This is a genomic window from Curtobacterium oceanosedimentum (assembly GCF_040545555.1).
In the GTDB taxonomy this organism is placed as follows: domain Bacteria; phylum Actinomycetota; class Actinomycetes; order Actinomycetales; family Microbacteriaceae; genus Curtobacterium.
On record NZ_JBEPMD010000011.1, the window covers coordinates 1 to 20,837 of the forward strand.

The window sequence follows — 20,837 nt, forward strand, 5'->3', positions numbered from 1 at the left end:
ACCTCCATACCGACGATCTGCTCCAGCGCACGAGCGACCGACGAACGGACACCGTCCGCGACCTGCTGCAGCGACACCGGGTACTCCGCGACGATCACGACGTCCGCCGCGACCTGCTTCTCGCCGACCTCGACCTTGACGCCCTGACCGTGGTCACGCTGCCCGATCGCATCGCGGATCGCGCCGATCGCACGAGCAGCGCCGCCGCCCAGCGAGTGCACACCGTTGACCTCACGCGCGGCGATGCCGGCGACCTTCGACACGACGGTGTCGTCGATCGTGGTCTTGCCCGCAGTGCCCGAACCGTTCTGGACGGCCGAGCGCGACGCCGCCGAAGCGGTCGCCGGAGTGGTCGAGGTGGTGGTGGTGTCAGCCATTGGATGCTCCCTTCGAGTGCCCGCCGGGACTCGTTCCCAGCGGATGCTGTTCACGGATGAGACGGGCTGACACCGAGGTTCGTCACGCGCGGGTCCCGGGTTCCAGCGGTCTTCCAGGAAGAGCGCCAGAACGCCGGTTCTCCGCGTACCCCGACGGAGGAGTCGTCAGTCGGTGCCGCCGATACCGGCCCCGGTGTTGCGCGACGCAGCGTCCCGCACGGAGCGCACGTACGCCATCGGGGACAGCCCGCACTCCTGCTGGAAGAGCTGCTGCAGCCGGCGCGGACGCACCCCCGCCGCGTCCGCGATGTCGTCGACGGTCAGGTCGCTCCCGGCGTGCTCGACGATGTGCGCCACGGCTCGTCGGACCCGCCAGGAGGTCCGTCCGGACTCGGGTCGTGCGGCGCGCGACCCCCGGAGCGTCGCGGCCGGGTCCTCCCCGAAGCGCTCCCGGTACGCCGCCGCGAAGCGACCGGGGTTGGTGAAGCCCCACCGTCGGGCGACCGGCGTCACGCCCTCGTCACCGGCTGCACGGAGCAGCTCGCGACGCACGCAGTCGAGCCGGTGGTCGCGCATGAAGCGGTTGGGTGTGGTGCCGAGCGTCCGCGCGAAGACGTCCTGCAGCCCGCGCTGGCTCAGTCCGCAGGCGGCGGCGATGTCGGGCACCGAGGGGCGGTCGTGCGCGTGCGCCTCGATGTGACGGATCGCGTCGCGCAGTCGGTTCGCGACGGGGACGTCCTGACCCCGGTTGCGGATCGGGAAGGTGTCCAGCACGACCACCGCGAGCCGACGGTTCAGCGCTGTCCGCATCGGACCGACCACACGGTCGTCGAGCAGCGCGGGTGCGAGGTCCTGCACCAGGCGACGGAGCGGCTCGCGCCGGGCGATCGTCTCGTCCTGCTGGTCGAACAGCAGCGGACCGTCCGGCAGGCGGTAGCCGAGTCCTGCGCCGACCGACCGGAGGAACGGGTCCGACACGTGCAGTCCGTTGTAGACGGTGTCGGCGGACTCGAAGCGGTACGCCTCGGACGCGGATGCGATGTAGGGGCTTCCCGGCTCGATCACGCGCGTGCGGTCCGCGAAGTGCATCTCGAGGCGTCCGTGGGTGAGCCAGAACACCACGTGGTCGTTGCGCGGACCGATCACGCCGCCCCGGCGACCGCCCTCGGCGCGCATGGTGCGGAGCGTGACGTCGTCGTCGCCCACGATCGTGTACTCGTACCGGGTGCCCTCGGCGACGTAGGTCTCGGTGCCGAGGTCGCGGCCGTTGTACTCGGCCGAGAAGATCCGGCCGTAGTCGGTGCCGTCGCTCTCGGTGAACCGCAGGCGGCGGAAACCGTTCGTCGACGAGGTGCTCACCCGCGCATCATGCCAGCACTGTCCGGGATGCGCGCTTCCTGCGTCGGCGGCGACGGGTGCCGGACGGGAGGCGCGCGGCCGTGCCCGCCACGCGCCTCCCGTCCGGTGCACCGCCTCGATCCGCACGCTGACGACGATCCGTCCGGATGCGCCCGCCGTCTCCCGCGCGGACGAGGGATGCCAGCGGTGAGTGAAAGATTCTCAGGGAAGTCTCCGTGTCGGCGTGCTCCGACGTGATCGGAATACCCCAGGGGGGTACCCTGTTCGGAGAGGTGGAGGTCAGGATGCCAACAGCAGCACACGCGCACGTCGGGTACATCGAGGACAAGGACGACCTGCTCAAGCGGCTGCGCCGCGCGGAGGGGCAGGTGCGCGGCATCGCCCGCATGGTGGAGGACGAGACGTACTGCATCGACGTGCTGACCCAGATCTCCGCGGCGAACCGCGCGCTCGAGCGGGTCGCCCTGTCGCTGCTCGAGGACCACCTGCGCCACTGCGTCGCCGAGGCCGTGGCCGAGGGCGGCGACACCGCCGACGCGAAGCTCCGCGAGGCGAGCGACGCGATCGCCCGACTCGTCCGTTCCTGACCCCACCGCACCACACACCGAGGAGGACCCATGACCACCGAGACCGTTGCCGTGACCGGGATGACCTGCGAGCACTGCGTGGCGAGCGTGACCGAGGAGGTCTCCGAGCTCGCCGGCGTGACCGACGTCGCCGTCGACCTGGTGCCGGGCGGGTCGTCGTCCGTCACCGTCACGTCGGACCACCCGATCGACGACCACGCCCTGCGCGGCGCGATCGCGGAGGCGGGGTACGAGGTCGTGGCCCGGTGAGCGAGGGCGTCGTCGAGCTCGACATCACGGGGATGACCTGCGCCTCGTGCGCGAACCGTGTCGAGCGGAAGCTGGGCAAGCTGCCGGGTGTCACCGCGACCGTGAACTACGCGACCGAGCAGGCGCAGGTGTCGGTGACCGACCCGGACGCGGTCGACAAGGCGGCGCTCGTCGCGGCGGTCGAGGCCGCCGGGTACGGGGCGACTGTGCACGTGCGGCGACCGGCGCCCGGGGCCGACGACGACGCGGCCGACGCCGACTCCCGTGACGACGCGACCGCGCCCCTGCGGCAGCGGCTCGTCGTCTCCACCGTGCTCGCCGTGCCCGTGGTGCTGCTCTCGATGGTGCCGGTCCTGCAGTTCCCGAACTGGCAGTGGGCGGCCCTGGCGCTGGCGGCACCGGTCGCCGTCTGGGGCGCGCTGCCCTTCCACCGCGCCGCATGGGTGAACGCCCGACACGGCGCCGCGACCATGGACACGCTGGTCAGCCTCGGGGTCCTCGCCGCGTTCGGGTGGTCGCTGGTCGCGCTCTTCATCGGCGACGCCGGCCGGCCGGGCATGCACATGACCTTCTCGTGGTTCGCCACGGACCCCGAGGCGAGTGACCTCTACCTCGAGGTGGCCGCAGCCGTGACGGTGTTCATCCTGGCCGGCCGCTTCATGGAGGCCCGGGCCAAGCAGCGGTCCGGGGCGGCCCTGCATGCGCTGCTCGAACTCGGCGCGAAGGACGCCTCGGTGCTCCGCGACGGGCCGACCGGTCCCGTCGAGACCCGTGTGCCCGCCGCCTCGCTCGTCGTCGGCGACGTCGTCGTCGTCCGGCCGGGGGAGCGGATCCCGAGCGACGGCATCGTGCGCGAGGGCTCGTCCGCCGTCGACCTCAGCATGCTCACCGGCGAGAGCGTGCCGGTCGAGGTCCGTCCGGGCGACCGTGTGACCGGGGCCACCATCGACGTCGGGGGTCGGCTCGTGGTCGAGGTCACCGCCGTCGGCGCCGACACCGAGCTCGCCCGGATGGGGCGCCTCGTGGAGGAGGCGCAGACCGGCAAGGCCGCCGTGCAGCGGCTGGCGGACCGGGTCTCGGCGGTGTTCGTGCCCGTCGTCATCGGCCTCGCGGTCGTCGCGTTCGTCGGCTGGCTCGTCGCCGGTGGCTCCCTGACCGCTGCGTTCACCGCCGCCGTCGCGACGCTGATCATCGCCTGCCCGTGCGCCCTCGGGCTCGCGACCCCGACCGCCCTGCTCGTCGGCACGGGCCGCGGCTCGCAGCTCGGCATCCTGATCGGTGGACCGCAGGCCCTCGAACGGACGCGTGCCGTCGACACGATCGTGCTCGACAAGACCGGGACGGTGACGACCGGGGAGATGCGCCTGTCGGCGGTCCTGCCGGTCGACGGAGCACCGGACGCCGACGCGGCCGTGCTCGCCGTGGCCGCTGCGGTCGAGGACGGCTCCGAGCACCCCGTCGCGCGGGCGATCGTCCGCTCGGCACGGTCGCGTGACGTCGTCGTGCCGACGGCCGAGCAGTTCACCGCGACGCCCGGTGCCGGAGTGCAGGCGGTCGTCGACGGCGAGGTCGTCGTCGTCGGCACCGCTCGGTGGCTCGCCGAAGCCTGGGCCCTGCCGGTGCCGGACACGCTGGCCGGACGGGTCGCCGCGGCCGAGGCGGACGGCGGGACCGCGGTCCTCGTCGCACGGGGCGGCAGCGTGCTCGGCGCGGTCGTGGTCGGCGACACCGTGAAGCCCGAGGCCCCGGAGGCCGTTCGGCGCTTCGTCGCGCTGAGTCTGCGTCCCGTGCTGCTCACCGGTGACAACGAGGGCGCTGCCCGCGCGGTCGCGGACCGGGTCGGCATCGACGAGGTGCACGCCCGGGCCACCCCGGCCTCGAAGCTCGAGACCGTCCGGCGGCTCCAGGCCGAGGGTCGGACGGTCGCCATGGTCGGCGACGGGGTGAACGATGCCGCGGCACTCGCGGCCGCGGACCTCGGCATCGCCATGGGAGCCGGCACCGACGCGGCGATCGCGGCCAGCGACATCACCGTCGTGACCGGTCGGCTCACCGTCGTGGCGGACGCGGTCCGGCTGTCGCGGGCGACGCTCCGCACGATCCGCTGCAACCTGTTCTGGGCGTTCGCGTACAACGTCGCGGCGATCCCGCTGGCGATGGCGGGACTGCTGAACCCGGTGCTGGCGGGTGCGGCGATGGCGTTCTCGTCCGTGTTCGTGGTGACGAACAGCCTGCGCCTGCGTCGCTTCCGTGCCGCGGCCGAGGAGCCGGCGGCGTCGACCGCGTGACCGGCGGGGCGGACGCGCACCGTGCCTCCCGGGCGACTGTGCACGTCACCTGCCGGAGCGCACTACGCTCGGACGTGGTCCGCGACGCAGCGCTGCGGTGACCCGCGGTCCAGTACGTCTTGAAGGTACCCAGGAGGACCGAAGTGACCGAATCCGCTCCCGTCGACCCCACATCGACCGACGGCTGGAAGAAGCTCGCCGGCATCGCCGACGGCTTCACCCCGGACCTGCGCGGCTGGTTCGACAGCGACCCCGGTCGTGCCGAGCGCTACACGTTCCAGGCCGCCGACCTGACCGTCGACCTGTCGAAGGGCCTCGTCGACGACGAGATCCTCGGCGCCCTGCTCCAGGTCGCGAAGGACACCGGCGTCGCCGAGCGCTTCCAGGCGATGCTCGCCGGCGAGCACATCAACGTGACCGAGGACCGTGCCGTCCTGCACACTGCGCTCCGTCGTCCGGAGGGCATCGAGCCGGCGCTCGTCGTCGACGGGCAGGACGTCGACGCCGACGTGCACGCCACGCTCGACAAGGTCTACGCCTTCGCCGAGCAGGTGCGTGACGGCTCGTGGACCGGTGTCACCGGCAAGCGCATCGAGACGGTCGTGAACATCGGCATCGGTGGCTCGGACCTCGGTCCGGTCATGGTCTACGAGGCCCTGAAGCCGTACGTGCAGGAAGGGCTCGAGGCGCGCTTCGTCTCGAACATCGACCCCGCCGACATCTACGAGAAGACCGCGGACCTCGACCCGGAGACCACGCTCTTCATCGTCGCGTCGAAGACGTTCGGCACGCTCGAGACCCTGACGAACGCCCGCCTGGCCCGCCAGTGGCTGTGGGAGCGCCTGGGCCTGACCGACGCGTCGGACGGCGAGAAGTCGAACGCCGTCGCCAAGCACTTCGTCGCCGTGTCGACCGCGCTCGACAAGGTCGCGGCGTTCGGCATCGACCCCGAGAACGCCTTCGGCTTCTGGGACTGGGTGGGCGGCCGCTACTCGGTCGACTCCGCCATCGGCACCTCGGTCGTCATCGCGATCGGCAAGGAGAACTGGCAGCAGTTCCTCGCCGGCTTCCACGCGGTCGACGAGCACGTCCGCACCACGCCGCTCGAGCAGAACGTCCCCGTCCTGATGGGCCTGCTCAACGTCTGGTACACGAACTTCCTCGGCGCGCAGAGCCACGCGGTCCTGCCGTACACGCAGTACCTGCACCGCTTCGCCGCGTACCTGCAGCAGCTCACGATGGAGTCGAACGGCAAGCGCGTGCGCTGGGACGGCTCGCCCGTCACGACGGACACCGGCGAGGTCTTCTGGGGCGAGCCGGGCACGAACGGCCAGCACGCGTTCTACCAGCTCATCCACCAGGGCACCCGCCTGATCCCGGCGGACTTCATCACGGTCGCGAAGCCGGCCCGTCCGCTCAAGGACGAGTCCGGCGACGGCGGGGCCGTGCAGCCGGGCCAGGACGTCCACGCGCTGTTCCTCGCGAACTTCTTCGCCCAGACGAAGGCGCTCGCGTTCGGCAAGACCGCCGACGAGGTCCGCGCGGAGGGCACCACCGACGAGGGGATCGTCGCCGCCCGCACCTTCACGGGCAACAAGCCGTCCACGTCGATCCTCGCGCCGGAGCTCACCCCGAGCGTGCTCGGTCAGCTCATCGCGCTGTACGAGCACATCGTGTTCACCGAGGGCACCATCTGGGGCATCGACTCGTTCGACCAGTGGGGCGTCGAGCTCGGCAAGCAGCTCGCACTGCAGATCGCCCCGGCCGTCGACGGCGACCAGGACGCGCTCGCGTCGCAGGACTCCTCGACGAAGGCGCTCATCGCGAAGTACCTGGAGCTGCGCGGCGAGTAAGGCGCGCACCTGACGGACGGGAGGCGCGGTGCCGGCTGGCACCGCGCCTCCCGTCCGTCAGGTGCGCGCGTGCCGCGGGCGCCCGGGGCGCCCGGGGCGAGACTCGCGGTGCGCGACACTCCTCGGACGGATCGCTGCGAGAAGTGTCGCCCAGGCCGAGACTCGGCAAGCGCGCAGCGCGCGTCAGCGGGCGAGCGGGTCGAGGTTGAGCGTCGTGCCCTCGTAGAGGTACTGGTCGTCGCCGAACACCTGCACGTCGGCGTTCAGCCAGACGAGTGCCTTCACGCTGATGCCGAAGCGTGCGGCCACGTCGCCGATGAGGTCGTCCGGAGCGACCGTGTAGGACCGGGGCGCTCCCGAGGGAGTCGTCGCCGTGACCGGACCGGCGGCGTTCGCCCGAGCCCCGCCGTCGACCGGGTGCACGTTCGTCTGCCGCTCGGGCACCGACCACCGCACGGGCGCGACCGCGAGCACCTTGCCACCGGCGATCTCGATCGGCAGGTCCGTCCGTGCGGCATCTGCCGCCGACGACACCACGAGCGTCACGAGCCCCGACGGGTCGACGCCCGAGCCGTCGAGCGGCACGTCCGCTCCCACGGGCGCCGGGGTCGGACCGCCGAGTACGGCGTCGCCCACGCCGGGGTAGGTCAGGCCGTCGCCCACCTGCCGGTCGCGCTCGAAGAAGCCGACGCCGATCGGCACGGGGAGTGACGAGGTCACGCCGGTGTACTGCGCCGTGAAGGTGTCGTCCCCGTCCGCGACGACCCGGTAGTGGAAGTGGATGCTGCCCTTCGGTGACGCGACGTCACCCTCGGCCAGGACCGTGCCGGCCGGGACGGGCGTGAGCACGGGGTCGGGGACAGCCGCCTCGCTCGCGACCGGGGTGGGTGCGCGCGGTGTCGCCGATGCCTCGAGCCGTGCGGCGTCCGGGTCCTCGGTCGCGGTGGCGGTCGGAGCTGGCGACCGGCTCGCCGTCGGCGGGACCGAGGGCGCCGGGAGCGCTCCGTCGGTCCCGCCGAGCAGCGAGCAACCGGACAGCGCGACGGCGACGACCAGAGCGGTGGCGCCGGTCGCGACGGTTCGGTTCATGATTCCCCCTCGGGTCCCGATGCTACTGCCGGCCCCGGGTCGGGGAGGAGCGGGCACGAGCGGATGTGTCCGCGGGTACAGCTGTCGGTGCGAGCGGCTACCGTCGAGGCATGGACCGCCACGACATCCTCGCTGCCGCTGCCGCCGCCCACGCCGCTCGCATCGCCGAGGCCGGCGGCGACGACACCGCGGCCCGGCAGCGTGCCGCCGCGGTCGAGGGGCGCGAACACAGCACGGACGACGCCTCGGCCGACGCCGCGCGTGCCGTCCAGCGCCGGCGCGCGGGCGAGGTCGAACGAGCCGCCGAGCGCACCGAGGGAGCACTGTCGGACTGGCACCGGATGGGCACCCGCCGCGGGATCACGCCCGACGAGCAGCTCCGCAGCGCCTGGACCGTCACCGGGGTCCCGGAGCCCGGGGCGGCGCGCGCGTTGGCGAACGTCCTGCTGTCGACCGCCGGCCACGCGGGCCGCGTCGCCGACGCCGCTCGGCGGAACCCGACGCTCGGCGGCGCCGCGAGCGCCGCAGCCCGCCGCACGGTCCGCCGGTACACCGACCACGGGGCGGGGATGGCCTCGCTCGGCGACGTGCTCGGCGACGGTCCGACCGACCCCGCCTGAGTCGCAGCGGCATCCGACGACCGCTCGGCCGTCGGTGCCTCGTCGAGCCGTCGGCCAGAATGGTTCCGGACCGGGACACATTGGACCGCTCCCTCGCTCATCAGGCGTTTCTTGGATCGGTCCAAACGTCAGGTCGACAGAATGTCTAATTGACAGGACATGGAATCGGGATACGATCGCTGCACGCATCGCCGCGCAGTCACCCGACGAAGGAGTCATCGAATGGTCGACATCAAGCCGACAGCACCGAACGTCGCACTTCCACCGGTGGGAGAGGGGCCCCACCGTCGCCGTCTCGGCGTCCTGGCCCTCGTCGCGACCTTCGGCGGCCTGCTCTTCGGCTACGACACCGGTGTGATCAACGGCGCGCTGCTCCCCATGAAGGAGGAGCTCGGCCTGACGAACCTGACCGAGGGCGTCGTCACGAGCTCGCTGCTCTTCGGTGCAGCCGTCGGCGCGATGCTCGGCGGGCGGATCGCGGACGGCTGGGGGCGCCGGAAGACGATCATCCTGCTCGCCGTGACCTTCTTCGTCGGCACGCTCACGTGCGTCTTCGCTCCGGCCTTCGGGGTCATGGTCGTCGGCCGGGTCCTGCTCGGCCTGGCGGTCGGCGGCGCGTCGACGGTCGTGCCCGTCTTCCTCGCCGAGCTCGCGCCCTACGAGATCCGCGGATCGCTGTCCGGACGGAACGAGCTCATGATCGTGATCGGGCAGCTCGCCGCGTTCGTGGTCAACGCGGTCATCGGCAACCTGTGGGGCGAGGGCAACGGCGTCTGGCGCGTCATGCTCGCCGTCTGCGCCCTGCCTGCAGTCGCGCTCTTCATCGGCATGCTCCGGGTGCCGGAGTCGCCGCGCTGGCTCGCATCGAAGGGCCGCTACGGCGAGGCACTGTCGGTGCTGGGCGAGATCCGGTCGGAGGAGCGTGCGAAGGCCGAGCTCGACGACATCAGGCGGACCAACGACCTCGAGGTGGAGGTCCAGCGTGTCAGTGGCTGGCGGACGCTGCTCGGCAACAAGTGGCTGATCCGGATCGTGCTCATCGGCGCGGGCATCGGTGTCGCGCAGCAGCTCACCGGCATCAACTCGATCATGTACTACGGCCAGACCGTCCTGATCGAGTCCGGGTTCCAGCAGTCCGCGGCCCTGATCGCGAACATCGCCCCGGGTGTCATCGCGGTCGTCGGTGGCGTGATCGCCCTCGCCAACATGGAGCGCATCAACCGCCGCACGACGCTCATCCTCGGGTACTCGCTGACGACGGTGTGCCACTTCCTCATCGGCATCGCGTCGATGACCCTGGTGGAGGGCAACCCCGCTCGTCCGTGGGTGATCCTCTTCCTGGTCGTCGCGTTCGTCGGCTCGATGCAGACGTTCCTTAACATCGCGACGTGGGTGATCCTGTCGGAGATCTTCCCGACGCAGATCCGCGCACTGGGCATGGGCATCGCGGTGTTCTGCCTCTGGATCGCGAACGCGTTCCTCGGGCTGTACTTCCCGACGATCGTGGCGGCGACCGGCATCACCGGCACCTTCTTCGGCTTCGCCGTGGTCGGCGTGCTCGCCCTGGTCTTCATCTGGAAGTTCGTGCCGGAGAGCCGCGGCCGCACCCTCGAGGAGGTCGAGGAGGGCGTGACCACCGGCAACATCTTCACGGTCCCCGCGAAGCAGGCGCGGCGGTAGACCCAGCGACACGACGGACGGGAGGCCCGTGGCGACGCTGCCACGGGCCTCTCGTCGCGTCGTCCGGTCACCGGTGACGCGCGCCCGACCGACCGTCCGAGCGGCGTGTGTACGGTGCTCCGTTGTCGGGAGACAACGATCACCGGGAGGCGCACGCGATGACGGAACTGCAGCTGCAGGATCTGCCGACGGCATTGACGCTCGTCTGCGCGGGGCTGCTGGCCGTCGCGATCGCATGCGCGGTGTTCGTCGCGGTCGACGTCGTCCGGCACCCGCCGCAGATGCGGGTGATGGCGCTCGTCTGGCCGCTGACGATGCTGTTCGGCAGCGTGGTCTGGCTCGTGTTCTACCTGCGTCGGGGCCGCGCGACGGTGGACGGCCACGGACGGTGGGCAGGCACCGCGATTGACACGAGCCACTGCGGCGCCGGGTGCGCGCTCGGTGACCTCGTCGGTGAGTTCGGGCTCGTCGCGTTCCCAGCGCTCGGCACGCTCGTCGGGCTCGGCACGCTCTACCAGGACCGCATCTTCGCCGGGTGGACCATCGACTTCGTCATCGCGTTCGTCGTCGGCATCGCGTTCCAGTACGCGGCGATCGCGCCGATGCGCGGGCTCGGCTGGCGGGACGGGCTCGTCGCCGCGTTGAAGGCCGACACCCTCAGCATCACCGCGTGGCAGGTCGGCATGTACGGCGCGATGGCGGTGCTGCAGTTCGCGCTGCTGCCGGCAGTGCTCGGTGGCCGGGTCGGCGTGCTCACGCCCGAGTTCTGGGTCGCGATGCAGGTCGCGATGGTCGCCGGCTTCGTCTGCTCGTACCCGATGAACGCGCTGCTGGTGCGGAGGGGGCTGAAGGAGGCGATGTGACCGTCGACGCATCCCGTGACGGACGGGAGGCGCGGTGCCAGCCGGCACCGCGCCTCCCGTTCGTCGGCTGGTCGTGTGTTACGACCGCACCCGCGCTACGGGCGCAGGAGCACCTTGCCGACGCGGCCGGCGGTGTCGCTGGCGCGAGCGGCGTCGCGGGCGTCCTCGAAGACGAAGGTCTCCGAGACGGGGAGCGTGAGCGAACCGTCGAGCACGCGCGTGATCAACTCGCCGAAGAGCTGGCCCTTGAGCTCACCGGGCATCGTCTTGCTGACGACCGCGCCCCAGAAGCCCTTGACCGTCAGCTGGCCGAAGATGACCTTGCCCGACGGGATCTCGAGCGTGGGGGACGCCATCGCGCCGAACACGACGAGGGTGCCGTTCTCGCCCATCACCGAGGCGATGTCGCCGGCGGCCTTGCCACCGACCGACTCCACGCCGGCGATGATCGGCGCGCCGCCCGTGATCGCGGCGACCTGGTCCTTCCAGTCGTCCGCGTCGGTGGCGACGATGCGGTCGATGCCCTGCTCGCGCAGTTCCTCGACGCCCTCGGCGCGACGGACCAGGCCGATCACGTTGATGCCGCGTGCCTTGCCGAGCTGCGCGACCATGCGGCCGACGGCGCCGTTCGCGGCGTTCTGGATGATCCAGTCGCCCTCGTGCAGGTCGAGCGAGTGCAGCAGGCTGATCGCGCTGAACGGCATCGACACGAGCTGCGCGGCGGCCTCGTCGGGCATCGCGTCGGGGACGGGGACGAGCCCGGCCGCGTCGGCGACGTAGTACTCGGCCCAGACGCCGAAGGTCCCACCCGCGACGCGCTGGCCGACCTGCAGGCGGTCGACGCCCTCGCCCAGGGCCTCGACGACGCCGAGCGCCTCGGTGCCGCTGGCGGCGGGGAGCTCGGGCTTGAAGCCGTAGGTGCCGCGGATCGTCCACAGGTCGTGGTTGTGGATCGGGGAGAGCACCGTGCGGACGAGCACCTGGCCGGGGCCGGGCTGCGGGACGGGCCGCTCGGCGACGGTCAGGACGTCGGCCGGCTCACCGAAGGTCTCGTGGACGACGGCGCGCATGGTGGTGGGGGTGGTGTCGGTCATGGGTCAGTCCTCCGAGACGACGATGGTGACGTCGATGTTGCCGCGGGTGGCGTTCGAGTACGGGCAGACCTGGTGCGCGGCGTCCGCGAGGGCCTGGGCCTGGTCGTGCTCGACGTCGGGGATGACGACCTCGAGCATGACGGCGAGCTGGTAGCCGCCCTGGCCGTTCGGGCCGATCGAGACGCGGCCGCCGACGGTGGAGTCGGTGATCTTCACCTTCTGCGCGCGGGCGACGCCCTGCAGTGCGGAGTGGAAGCAGGCCGCGTACCCGGCGGCGAACAGCTGCTCGGGGTTCGCGCCGTTGCCGGAGCCACCCATCTCCTTCGGGATGGCGAGGTCGTGCTCGACGCGGCCGTCGCTGGTGGCGACGTGGCCGTTGCGGCCCTCGCCGGTGGCGAGCGCCTCGGCGGTGTAGAGGACGTCCATGGGGGTCCTTCCTTCCTTCGTGGGGTCAGTCGTCCGACGCTGTGGGGGCGTCGGGGGTCGGGGTGCCGGCGTCGTCGCCCGCGGCGTGCATGGTCGTGGTCAGGCGCTGGAGCGTCGCGATGAGTTCGAGTGCGGCCTGCTCGTCGGACAGGCCCATCCCGGCCGCGATGCGGGCCGGGACGTGCGCGAGCTCGGGGCGGATCGAGCGTCCGCGATCACCGAGGGCGACCGTCACGACGCGTTCGTCGGTGCTGCGGCGCTCGCGGCGGACCAGGTCGGTCTGCTCCATGCGACGCAGGAGCGGTGACAGGGTGCCGGAGTCGAGCTGCAGGTGGTCGCCGAGCGTCGACACGGTCTGGTCGCCCTCGATCCACAGGGTCACGAGGACGAGGTACTGGGGGTAGGTGAGACCCCAGGGTTCGAGCAGTGCGCGGTACGCCTGGGTGGTGGCCCGGGACGCCGCGTACAGCGAGAAGCACACCATCTCGTCGGTCACCGGCATGCCGTAAGTGTTGCACGCAACTCGGTTGCGCGCAATCCTTCTCAGGGGGCGGAGAGCTCGCACGTCCTCCGGGGGTGCCCCGCCTCGGCCAGCGCGCGTTCCGCGTCGTGGAACGACGAGTACGGCACGTGCACGCCGTCCACGTCCCGGTAGTCGGTGAGACCCGGTCCGGCCCAGTACACGGCACCGTCGTCGCCGACCGCCTCGATCGCCACGCGGATCGCACGCGCCGGGTCGGGTTCCTCGACGACCACGGCTCCCGTGCCGACGGACCGCGCCCCGGCGAGGATGGCCGCCCGGATGGGGTCGGGGGCCTCGGTCCGCGGGTGGTGGTCCGCGACGACGACCACGTCCGCCGCGGTGGCTGCGACCACGCCCATCGCGTGTCGCTTGCTCGGGTCGCGGTCGCCGTCGGCCCCGAGGACGATCGCGACCGTCCCCGGGACGACGGCCCGCACGGCCTCGAGGCTCTTCGCGAACGCGTCCGGCGTGTGCGCGAAGTCGACCCAGACCCGCGGTCCGGTGGGTGCCGACGCATCCGCCATGCGACCGGGGACGACGACGTCGAGCGGGGACGCGGTGGCTGCACGCAGCGCCGCGAACGGGACGCCGGACACCGCCAGCATCGCCAGCGCGAGACCGGTGTCCGCCGCCGCGTGCGCGCCGAGCAGCGCCACCGTGAAGGCCAGGACCGCACCGTCCGGCGCCGTCAGCTCCGCACGGGTGCCGTCGGCCCGCTGCTCCGTCACACGCACCGACCAGTCCGCGGCGACGTCGGGGCGGACGGTCACGGTGGTCACGGGGACGCGGGCAGCGGCGACGATGCGGCGACCCGCGGGGGAGTCGAGCGAGACGACCCCGGCACGGGCGTGCGCCGGCGTGAAGAACTCCGCCTTCGCGGCGAGGTACGCGTCCATGTCCGCGTAGTCGTCCAGGTGGTCGTGCGACAGGTTCGTGAAGCCCGCGACGTCGACCACCACGCCGTCGGCCCGGTGCCGCGTGAGCGCCTGCGCGCTGACCTCGAGCGCGACGCCCTCGACCCGCGCCTCGGCGGCGGCCGCCAGGAAGGCGTGCAGTTCCGGCGCCTCCGGCGTGGTGAGGGCGCTCGCCGCGGTCGTGCTCCCGATGCGGCGGTCGACCGTCGAGCTGTGGGCGGTGCGGCGCCCGAGACGGCGCAGGACGGCATCGAGCACGTGGACGGTCGTCGTCTTGCCGTTCGTGCCCGTCACGCCGAACACCGGGAAGGGCAGCCGCGCGGTGCCGTACACCGCCGCGGCGACGGCACCGAGGACCGCCCTGGGGTCGTCGACGACCAGGACGGGCAGACCGGTTGCAGCGGCTCGGCCGGCACCGGCAGGGTCGGTCAGCACGGCGGTGGCCCCCGCGGCGGCTGCGGCCTGCACGTGCTCCGCGCCGTGGGAGCGGCGGCCGGGGAGCGCTGCGAAGAGCGCACCGGGGCGGACCCCGCCCGACGAGACCGCGACGCCGGTCAGCACGGTGTCGCCGCGGTGCTGCGTCCCCGCCACGCCGGCGATCCGGGAGAGCGGGACCGCGACGGGGTGTCGGGGGTCGAACGCGTGCGTCATCGCTGCCTTCCGGATCCGGGTACCGCTCGACGATCCGCTCCGGCGACCGTGCCCGCGTCCAGCCTGGACACCCAGCGCGACGTCCCGACGGCGGTCCGGTTAGGCTGACCTGAGCCACGATGACCAACCACGACACCGACAGCACCGCGACCCCGCGCGCAGGGACCCCCCTCCGCACCGGCTCCGCGTCGTCCCACGGCAAGACGATCCTGATCGGCGAGCACGCCGTGGTCTACGGCGTACCCGCACTCGTGCTCCCCGTGCTCGACGTCCGCGTGACGGCGACGGTCACACCGGTGGCGTCCGACGACGGCAGCCGACTCGAGTCGACCGTGCACACCGGGCCGCTCGACACCGCCCCCGCCGCGGTGCTGCCGACGGTGACCGCCGTCACGGCGACGCTGCGGCACCTCGGCGCCGAGGAGCAGCACGTGCACGTGCGGGTCGACAGCGCCGTGCCGACCGCCCGCGGCATGGGGTCGAGCGCCGCGGTCGCCGCCGCCGTCACCGCCGCCGTGGCCGACGCCTTCGGCCGGACCCTCGGTCCCGAGGAGCACCACGAGCTCGTGCAGGAGTGCGAGCGCGTCGCGCACGGTCGGCCGTCCGGGCTCGACGCGCGAGGGGTCGTCGCCGAGGTCCCCGTCTGGTTCGAGGGCGGTGTCGTCGAGCCCGTCCCGCTCGGCGCGGTCTTCACCTTCGTCGTCGCGGACACCGGCGTCCCCGGGCACACGCGCGAAGCAGTGGCCGCCGTCCGGGAACGCCACGACGCCGACCCCGCCTCGGTGGGCGCCGTCGTGGAGGCCATCGGTGACCTCGCGCGACGCGCGCGGGGGACACTCGAGGACGGCGATGCCCAGGCCCTCGGTGCCACGATGGACGCCGCGCACGAACTGCTCACCGAACTCGACGTGTCGAGCGCGGACCTCGACCGGCTCGTCGTCGCCGCACGCCGTGCGGACGCCCTCGGCGCGAAGCTCACCGGCGGTGGGCGCGGCGGATGCGTCCTCGCGCTCGTCGCGGACGGGGAGCACGCCGACCGCGTGTCCGCCGCACTCCGTGCCGCGGGTGCGACGGAGACCTGGACCACCACGATCGGAGCCCGCGCTTGATGACCGCCACCGCCGTCGCGCACCCCAACATCGCGCTCGTCAAGTACTGGGGCAAGGCCGACGCGCAGCTCGCCCTGCCCGCCACCGGCAGCGTGTCGATGGGCCTCGACGTCTTCCCGACCACGACGACCGTCACCCTCGACGGCGCGGCGGAGACCGACTCGCTCGTGCTCAACGGCAGCGCAGCTCCCGAGGGCGCACTGCTCCGCGTGCAGCAGTTCCTCGACCTCGTGCGCGAGCTCGCCGGGTCCTCCGACCGGGCGGCCGTCGTCTCCGAGAACACCGTGCCGACCGGTGCGGGCCTGGCGTCGAGCGCGTCCGGCTTCGCGGCGCTCGCGACCGCGGCCGCCGCGGCGTACCGGCTCGACCTGTCCGAGCGTGACCTGTCCCGGCTCGCCCGACGCGGTTCGGGATCGGCCACGCGGTCGATCCCCGGCGGTGTCGCGGTCTGGCACGCGGGCGACGACCAGGGCTCCTACGCCGAGCGCGTGCCCGCCCCGCCGATGGCCATGGTCGTGGTGACGATCTCGGCCGGCGAGAAGGCGATCGGCTCGCGCGAGGCGATGCGTCGCACGATCGCGACCTCGCCGTTCTACCCGGCCTGGGTGACGTCGACGACCGACACCGTGGGCGAGATGCTCGACGCCTGCGCCGCCGGGGACTTCACCCGCATCGGCGAGCTCACCGAGAGCAACGCGCTCCGCATGCACGCCACCATCGAGGGCGCCTTTCCGCCGATCCGGTACCTGAACGCCCGCAGCGTCGCCGTGTTCGACGCCGTCGCGGAGCTCCGCGCCGCGGGCACCGAGGCCTACGCCACCGCCGACGCCGGACCGAACGTCGTGGTGCTCACGAAGCCCGAGGACCGCGGGACGGTCGCGTCCGCGCTCGCCGGCCTGGGAGACGTCATCGAGTCCGGCACCGGACCAGGCGCACGGGTCGTCCGCTCCGAAGGAACGGAGGCGCCCGGAGTGGGCGTCGTCCGACCGGAGGAGTCCGCCGAGTGATCGAGTTCCGCGCCCACGGCAAGCTGTTCGTCGCGGGCGAGTACGCCGTCGTCGAGCCCGGGCAGCCGTCCGTGCTCATCGCCCTCGACCGGGCCATCACCGCCCGGGTGCGCGAGGGGCACGGTGCCGGCAGCGTGCACTCCGAGGAGTACGGGCACCTGCCGCTGACGTGGACCCGCGACGAGGACGGCCTGGCGCTCGACCGCGAGCACCACCCGTACGACTACGTCATGGCGACGATCGACCTCGTCGAGAAGCTCCGCGCCGAGCGCGGCATCGCGCCGAGGTTCCACGACCTGCGGATCGAGAGCCAGCTCGACGACGCCAGCGGTCGGAAGTTCGGGCTCGGGTCTTCGGCCGCGGTCACCGTGGCCACGGTCGGCGCACTCGACCGGTTCTACGGCATCGGGCTCTCCCAGCGCGACCGCTTCCGGGTCGCCCTGCTCGCGACCGTCCGGGTCAACCCCCGGGCGTCCGGCGGCGACCTCGCCGCGAGCACGTTCGGCGGCTGGCTCCGCTACAGCGCACCGGACCGCGAGCGTCTTGTGGCCATGCTCGACAGCCGCTCCGTGACCGCGATCCTCGACGACACCGACGCCTGGAGCGGCTTCGACGTGCAGCGTCTGCCCGCACCGAAGGACCTCGAACTCCTGGTCGGCTGGACGGGCTCGCCGGCGTCGACGACGAAGCTCGTCAGCGTGGTCCGGAAGCACCGCAACGGCGGGTACCAGGCGTTCCTCGACGACAGCCGCGCCTGCGTCGACGACCTGACCACGGGCCTCCGGACCGGCGACGCGGCGATCACGCTCGACGCCCTCCGCCGCGCCCGCGTGCTCATGCAGCGCCTCGGCGCGTCCGTGGGCTCGCAGATCGAGACCGAACGGCTCGCGACCCTGTGCGACGTGGTCGAGTCGGCCGGCGGGGCGGCGAAGCCCTCCGGCGCCGGCGGCGGCGACTGCGGCATCGCGCTCGTCCCGGCGGACACCGACCTCGCCGGCATCCACCGCGCCTGGGAGGCGCACGACATCAGACACCTCAGCGTCGCGGTGCAAGCGCCCGAAGGGAGCGTCGAATGACCGACCTGCTGACCCCGATCCCCACGAAGTGGGTGGGGCCGATCCGTGTGAGCGGCAACGCCGTCGAGGGCGAGCACGAGGTGCCCCTCGCCACGTACGAGTCGCCGCTGTGGCCGTCCGTCGGTCGCGGGGCTCGCGTCTCGCGCACGGTCGAGGGCGGCATCGTCGCGACCGTCGTCGACGAGCGCATGACCCGCTCGGTCGTCGTGAAGGCCGACAGTGCGGCCGCCGCGCACATCGCCGCCGGGCGGATCCTGGCGCGCCAGGACGAGCTCGAGCGGATCGTCGCCGGGCAGAGCCGGTTCGCCAAGCTCATCGAGGTGCACCCCGAGATCGTCGGCGACCTGCTGTTCCTGCGCTTCGCGTTCACCACCGGCGACGCCTCCGGCCACAACATGGTGACGCAGGCGGCGGACAAGCTGCTGCCCGCGATCCTCGCGTGGGAGCCGGGCCTGCGGTACGTCAGCGTCTCGGGCAACTTCTGCACCGACAAGAAGGCCACCGCGGTGAACGGCATCCGTGGTCGTGGCCGGAACACGATCGCCGAGATCGTCATCCCGGGCGAGATCGTCGAGAAGCGGCTGCGGTCGAGCGCGGAGCGCATCGCCGAGCTCAACGTCGCGAAGAACCTGGTGGGCTCGACGATCGCCGGGGCCCTGCGCTCCGCGAACGCGCACTACGCGAACATGCTCCTCGGCTTCTACCTGGCCACCGGGCAGGACGCCGCGAACATCGTCGAGGGCTCCCAGGGCATCACCTACGCCGAGGCCCGCGGCGACGACCTGTACTTCTCCACCGCGCTGCCGCACCTCATCGTCGGCACGGTCGGCAACGGCAAGGGCGGGGACCTGCCCGTCGTCGAGGACGCCCTGGTGCGCCTCGGCTGCCGCGAGGACCGCGAGCCCGGGGCGAACGCCCGCCGCCTGGCCGCCCTGTGCGCCGCGACCGTGCTCTGCGGTGAGCTGTCGCTGCTCGCCGCGCAGACCAACCCGGGGGAGCTGATGGCGGCGCACGTCGCCATGGAACGTCGCGGGTCGAAGCCCGCAGGAGGTGCAGCATGACCGCTCAGCAGCAGGTGCGCGTCGGCATCCACGACATCGCGATCGCGACCGGCCACCACGTGCTCGAGCTCGACGACCTGGCGGAACGGCTCGGCGTCGACCCGGCGAAGTACCACGTCGGCATCGGCCAGGACGCCTTCAGCGTGCCCGCCCCCGACGAGGACATCGTCACCATGGGCGCCGCCGCAGCGAAGGAGGTCATCGACCGCCACGGCGTCGAGGGCATCCGCACGGTGCTGTTCGCGACCGAGTCCGGCGTCGACCAGTCCAAGGCCGCCGGCGTCTACGTGCACGGGCTGCTCGGCCTGCCGCAGAACGTCCGCGTGGTCGAGCTGAAGCAGGCCTGCTACGGCGGGACCGCCGCCGTGCAGCTCGCCCTCGGCATCATCGCGCGCGCGCCGCACGAGCGGGTGCTCGTCATCGCCGCGGACGTGGCGCGGTACGACGTCGACACCGCCGCCGAGCCCACCCAGGGCGCCGGCGCCGCCGCGATCCTGGTGTCCGCTGACCCCGACCTGATCGAGATCGAGCCCGCCGCCGGCGTCTTCACCGCCGACGTCGACGACTTCTGGCGACCGAACGACCGCTCGACCGCGCTCGTCGACGGTCGGCTGTCGGTCAGCGCCTACGTCGATGCGTTCGTCGGGGCGTGGGACGACCTGGCGTCGCAGGGTGGCCCGGCGTACGAGGACATCGTGCGCTTCGTCCACCACCAGCCGTTCACGAAGATGGCGCTCAAGGCACACCGGAAGCTCACGCAGCACGTCGGGGTGCCCTTCGACGAGTCCGAGCTCGCGATCGGCTTCACCTACAACAAGCAGACCGGCAACACCTACACGGCGTCGCTCTGGATCGGGCTCGCGGCACTGCTCGACCTCGACGACGACCTGGCCGGGGAGCGGATCGCCCTGTTCAGCTACGGCTCGGGCAGCGTCGGTGAGCTGATCACCGGCATCGTCCGACCCGACTACCGCTCCCACCGACGGGAGGGCCGGGTCCGCGCGCTGCTCGAGGCACGCGTCCCGCTGACGGTCGACGCCTACCGGGAGCTGCACGCCGCCGGCGCCGCGACGAGCGAGGACGTCGAGCGTCCGCGCGTCACGGCCGCGCCGTACCGCTTCGCGGGCGTGCGCGGTGGTGCCCGCCACTACGAGGCGACCGCGCAGGACTGACGCGACCCCACGACGGACGGGAGGCGCGGTGCCGGCTGGCACCGCGCCTCCCGTCCGTTCCTGCTCCCGTCCCTCGCCCGCTCGCGCGGTGTAGAAGGATCCTCATGGGTCAACTCGTGTACGACGGTGAAGTGCTCGACCTGCGCATCGACGACCGGGCTCTCACACACCTGCAGATCGTGATCGTCAACATGCTCCGCCGTGAGCACCGCTTCGTGTTCTCGTGGAAGGACGACGTGCTCCACGGCGACGGGCGGAGCTCGGTCTGGTTGCACCCGAACGTCAGTCTGCGGTTCACCTTCGCGGGCAGCCGGGTGCCCGCGATCAACCGCAGCTGGCTCGAGGAGCTCTACGCCGCTGCGACCTCCGGTGCCGGACTCGTGCTCGTGCCCGAGCCACCCGACACGAGCACCGCGGCGGACTCCGCGTGGTCCCGAGCGGTCGTCCCGGGGGCGGCGGAGTCCGCGTCCGCCGGCGACACGGGGTAGCACAGCGGCCGGGTCGAGTCAACGGGTTCCGGCTGCCGCGGGCGGCTCCGTAGCGTACTGGTGCCGCTGGACGCACCGTCCCCACGGCCGGCGTCAGGGAGCCGACCGGGTGCGTGCCGTGGTGGGAGGGAACCGCATGTCTGCCACGGAGAGCACGCACGACGACCGCTTCGGGACGGTCGTCGAGGTGGAGCGTCGACACGAGATCTGGATCAGGGGTCTCCTCGTCGAGCCGGACGGGTGCACGCTGTACTCGGACTTCTTCGTCGCGCGGGATGCGGAGTCGGTCGCCGTCACCGGGTGACCGTCCCTCGGGTGCCCCGGTCGTCGGTCCCTCGGCGGCCGGGGCAC

21 protein-coding genes are annotated in these 20,837 nt (G+C 72.5%); 14 read left to right on the forward strand and 7 right to left on the reverse strand.

Annotated features, from left to right (window positions below; all coding sequences use genetic code 11):
* Together ABIC52_RS12190 and ABIC52_RS12195 are read right to left on the reverse strand one after the other, a co-directional pair.
* Window positions 1-377: Asp23/Gls24 family envelope stress response protein (locus ABIC52_RS12190; RefSeq protein ID WP_354027446.1), on the reverse strand; the 377-nt coding region annotated here is incomplete at its 3' end.
* A gap of 165 nt (window positions 378-542) precedes the next feature.
* Window positions 543-1,736 carry a helix-turn-helix transcriptional regulator gene (locus ABIC52_RS12195; protein ID WP_126892665.1) on the reverse strand — a complete coding sequence of 398 codons (1,194 nt, stop codon included), beginning with the start codon at window positions 1,734-1,736 and terminating at the stop codon, window positions 543-545.
* Window positions 1,737-2,020: 284 nt separating this feature from the next.
* Between ABIC52_RS12195 and ABIC52_RS12200 the strand changes: the two genes are divergently transcribed.
* The 4 genes from ABIC52_RS12200 to pgi all read left to right on the forward strand — a co-directional run bounded on the left by ABIC52_RS12200 (window position 2,021) and on the right by pgi (window position 6,713).
* Complete coding sequence (locus tag ABIC52_RS12200; RefSeq protein ID WP_126892666.1) at window positions 2,021-2,323, forward strand: metal-sensitive transcriptional regulator; 303 nt, start codon at window positions 2,021-2,023, stop codon at window positions 2,321-2,323.
* Between the two features lie 30 nt (window positions 2,324-2,353).
* Complete coding sequence (locus ABIC52_RS12205; protein WP_126892667.1) at window positions 2,354-2,572, forward strand: heavy-metal-associated domain-containing protein; 219 nt, start codon at window positions 2,354-2,356, stop codon at window positions 2,570-2,572.
* The gene (locus tag ABIC52_RS12210; protein WP_354027447.1) at window positions 2,569-4,860 is read left to right on the forward strand and encodes a heavy metal translocating P-type ATPase; all 2,292 of its coding nucleotides are present in this window, start codon (window positions 2,569-2,571) and stop codon (window positions 4,858-4,860) included. Before ABIC52_RS12205 ends, ABIC52_RS12210 begins: the two co-directional genes overlap by 4 nt.
* A gap of 143 nt (window positions 4,861-5,003) precedes the next feature.
* Window positions 5,004-6,713 (forward strand): glucose-6-phosphate isomerase, encoded by a 1,710-nt coding sequence (gene pgi / locus ABIC52_RS12215; protein WP_126891358.1) that lies wholly within the window; start codon window positions 5,004-5,006, stop codon window positions 6,711-6,713.
* 183 nt (window positions 6,714-6,896) lie between these two features.
* Here pgi and ABIC52_RS12220 read toward each other — a convergent pair whose 3' ends face one another.
* Entirely contained in the window at window positions 6,897-7,802 is a 906-nt protein-coding gene (locus ABIC52_RS12220; RefSeq protein WP_126891359.1) for a LysM domain-containing protein, read from the reverse strand.
* Between the two features lie 110 nt (window positions 7,803-7,912).
* Between ABIC52_RS12220 and ABIC52_RS12225 the strand changes: the two genes are divergently transcribed.
* From ABIC52_RS12225 to ABIC52_RS12235, 3 genes are all read left to right on the forward strand, one after another.
* A complete protein-coding gene (locus ABIC52_RS12225; protein WP_126891360.1) occupies window positions 7,913-8,422 on the forward strand; it encodes a hypothetical protein in 510 nt (169 codons plus the stop codon).
* A gap of 222 nt (window positions 8,423-8,644) precedes the next feature.
* Window positions 8,645-10,102 carry a sugar porter family MFS transporter gene (locus ABIC52_RS12230; RefSeq protein ID WP_126891361.1) on the forward strand — a complete coding sequence of 486 codons (1,458 nt, stop codon included), beginning with the start codon at window positions 8,645-8,647 and terminating at the stop codon, window positions 10,100-10,102.
* A 158-nt stretch (window positions 10,103-10,260) separates the two neighbouring features.
* The gene (locus ABIC52_RS12235; RefSeq protein WP_354027448.1) at window positions 10,261-10,965 is read left to right on the forward strand and encodes a DUF4396 domain-containing protein; all 705 of its coding nucleotides are present in this window, start codon (window positions 10,261-10,263) and stop codon (window positions 10,963-10,965) included.
* Between the two features lie 95 nt (window positions 10,966-11,060).
* Here the strand turns inward: ABIC52_RS12235 and ABIC52_RS12240 are convergent, their stop codons facing one another.
* Genes ABIC52_RS12240 through ABIC52_RS12255 form a run of 4 tightly spaced genes read right to left on the reverse strand, consistent with a single transcriptional unit; the run spans window position 11,061 to window position 14,573 of the window.
* Window positions 11,061-12,035 carry a zinc-binding dehydrogenase gene (locus ABIC52_RS12240; protein ID WP_209679659.1) on the reverse strand — a complete coding sequence of 325 codons (975 nt, stop codon included), beginning with the start codon at window positions 12,033-12,035 and terminating at the stop codon, window positions 11,061-11,063.
* 27 nt (window positions 12,036-12,062) lie between these two features.
* Window positions 12,063-12,485 (reverse strand): organic hydroperoxide resistance protein, encoded by a 423-nt coding sequence (locus tag ABIC52_RS12245; RefSeq protein ID WP_209679339.1) that lies wholly within the window; start codon window positions 12,483-12,485, stop codon window positions 12,063-12,065.
* A 25-nt stretch (window positions 12,486-12,510) separates the two neighbouring features.
* Entirely contained in the window at window positions 12,511-12,987 is a 477-nt protein-coding gene (locus tag ABIC52_RS12250; protein WP_174234715.1) for a MarR family winged helix-turn-helix transcriptional regulator, read from the reverse strand.
* Between the two features lie 41 nt (window positions 12,988-13,028).
* Window positions 13,029-14,573: a Mur ligase family protein gene (locus tag ABIC52_RS12255; RefSeq protein WP_354027449.1), complete on the reverse strand. Its 1,545-nt coding sequence runs from the start codon at window positions 14,571-14,573 to the stop codon at window positions 13,029-13,031.
* A 119-nt stretch (window positions 14,574-14,692) separates the two neighbouring features.
* On the opposite strand from ABIC52_RS12255, the gene mvk reads away from it, so the two are divergent.
* From mvk to ABIC52_RS12290, 7 genes are all read left to right on the forward strand, one after another.
* Window positions 14,693-15,682, forward strand: coding sequence for a mevalonate kinase (gene mvk, locus ABIC52_RS12260; RefSeq protein WP_209679333.1), 990 nt, complete (start codon window positions 14,693-14,695; stop codon window positions 15,680-15,682).
* Window positions 15,682-16,689 (forward strand): diphosphomevalonate decarboxylase, encoded by a 1,008-nt coding sequence (gene mvaD / locus ABIC52_RS12265; protein ID WP_354027450.1) that lies wholly within the window; start codon window positions 15,682-15,684, stop codon window positions 16,687-16,689. The genes mvk and mvaD overlap by 1 nt, the downstream gene beginning before the upstream one ends.
* On the forward strand, window positions 16,686-17,765 hold the full coding sequence (locus ABIC52_RS12270) for a phosphomevalonate kinase (protein ID WP_126891366.1): 1,080 nt from the start codon (window positions 16,686-16,688) through the stop codon (window positions 17,763-17,765). Before mvaD ends, ABIC52_RS12270 begins: the two co-directional genes overlap by 4 nt.
* Window positions 17,762-18,826 carry a hydroxymethylglutaryl-coenzyme A reductase family protein gene (locus tag ABIC52_RS12275; protein WP_354027451.1) on the forward strand — a complete coding sequence of 355 codons (1,065 nt, stop codon included), beginning with the start codon at window positions 17,762-17,764 and terminating at the stop codon, window positions 18,824-18,826. Before ABIC52_RS12270 ends, ABIC52_RS12275 begins: the two co-directional genes overlap by 4 nt.
* Window positions 18,823-19,998 carry a hydroxymethylglutaryl-CoA synthase gene (locus tag ABIC52_RS12280; RefSeq protein WP_126891368.1) on the forward strand — a complete coding sequence of 392 codons (1,176 nt, stop codon included), beginning with the start codon at window positions 18,823-18,825 and terminating at the stop codon, window positions 19,996-19,998. Before ABIC52_RS12275 ends, ABIC52_RS12280 begins: the two co-directional genes overlap by 4 nt.
* A 104-nt stretch (window positions 19,999-20,102) precedes the next feature.
* On the forward strand, window positions 20,103-20,486 hold the full coding sequence (locus tag ABIC52_RS12285) for a DUF7882 family protein (protein WP_354027452.1): 384 nt from the start codon (window positions 20,103-20,105) through the stop codon (window positions 20,484-20,486).
* A 136-nt stretch (window positions 20,487-20,622) separates the two neighbouring features.
* Complete coding sequence (locus ABIC52_RS12290) at window positions 20,623-20,790, forward strand: hypothetical protein (protein ID WP_153257434.1); 168 nt, start codon at window positions 20,623-20,625, stop codon at window positions 20,788-20,790.
* Window positions 20,791-20,837: the final 47 nt, after the last annotated feature.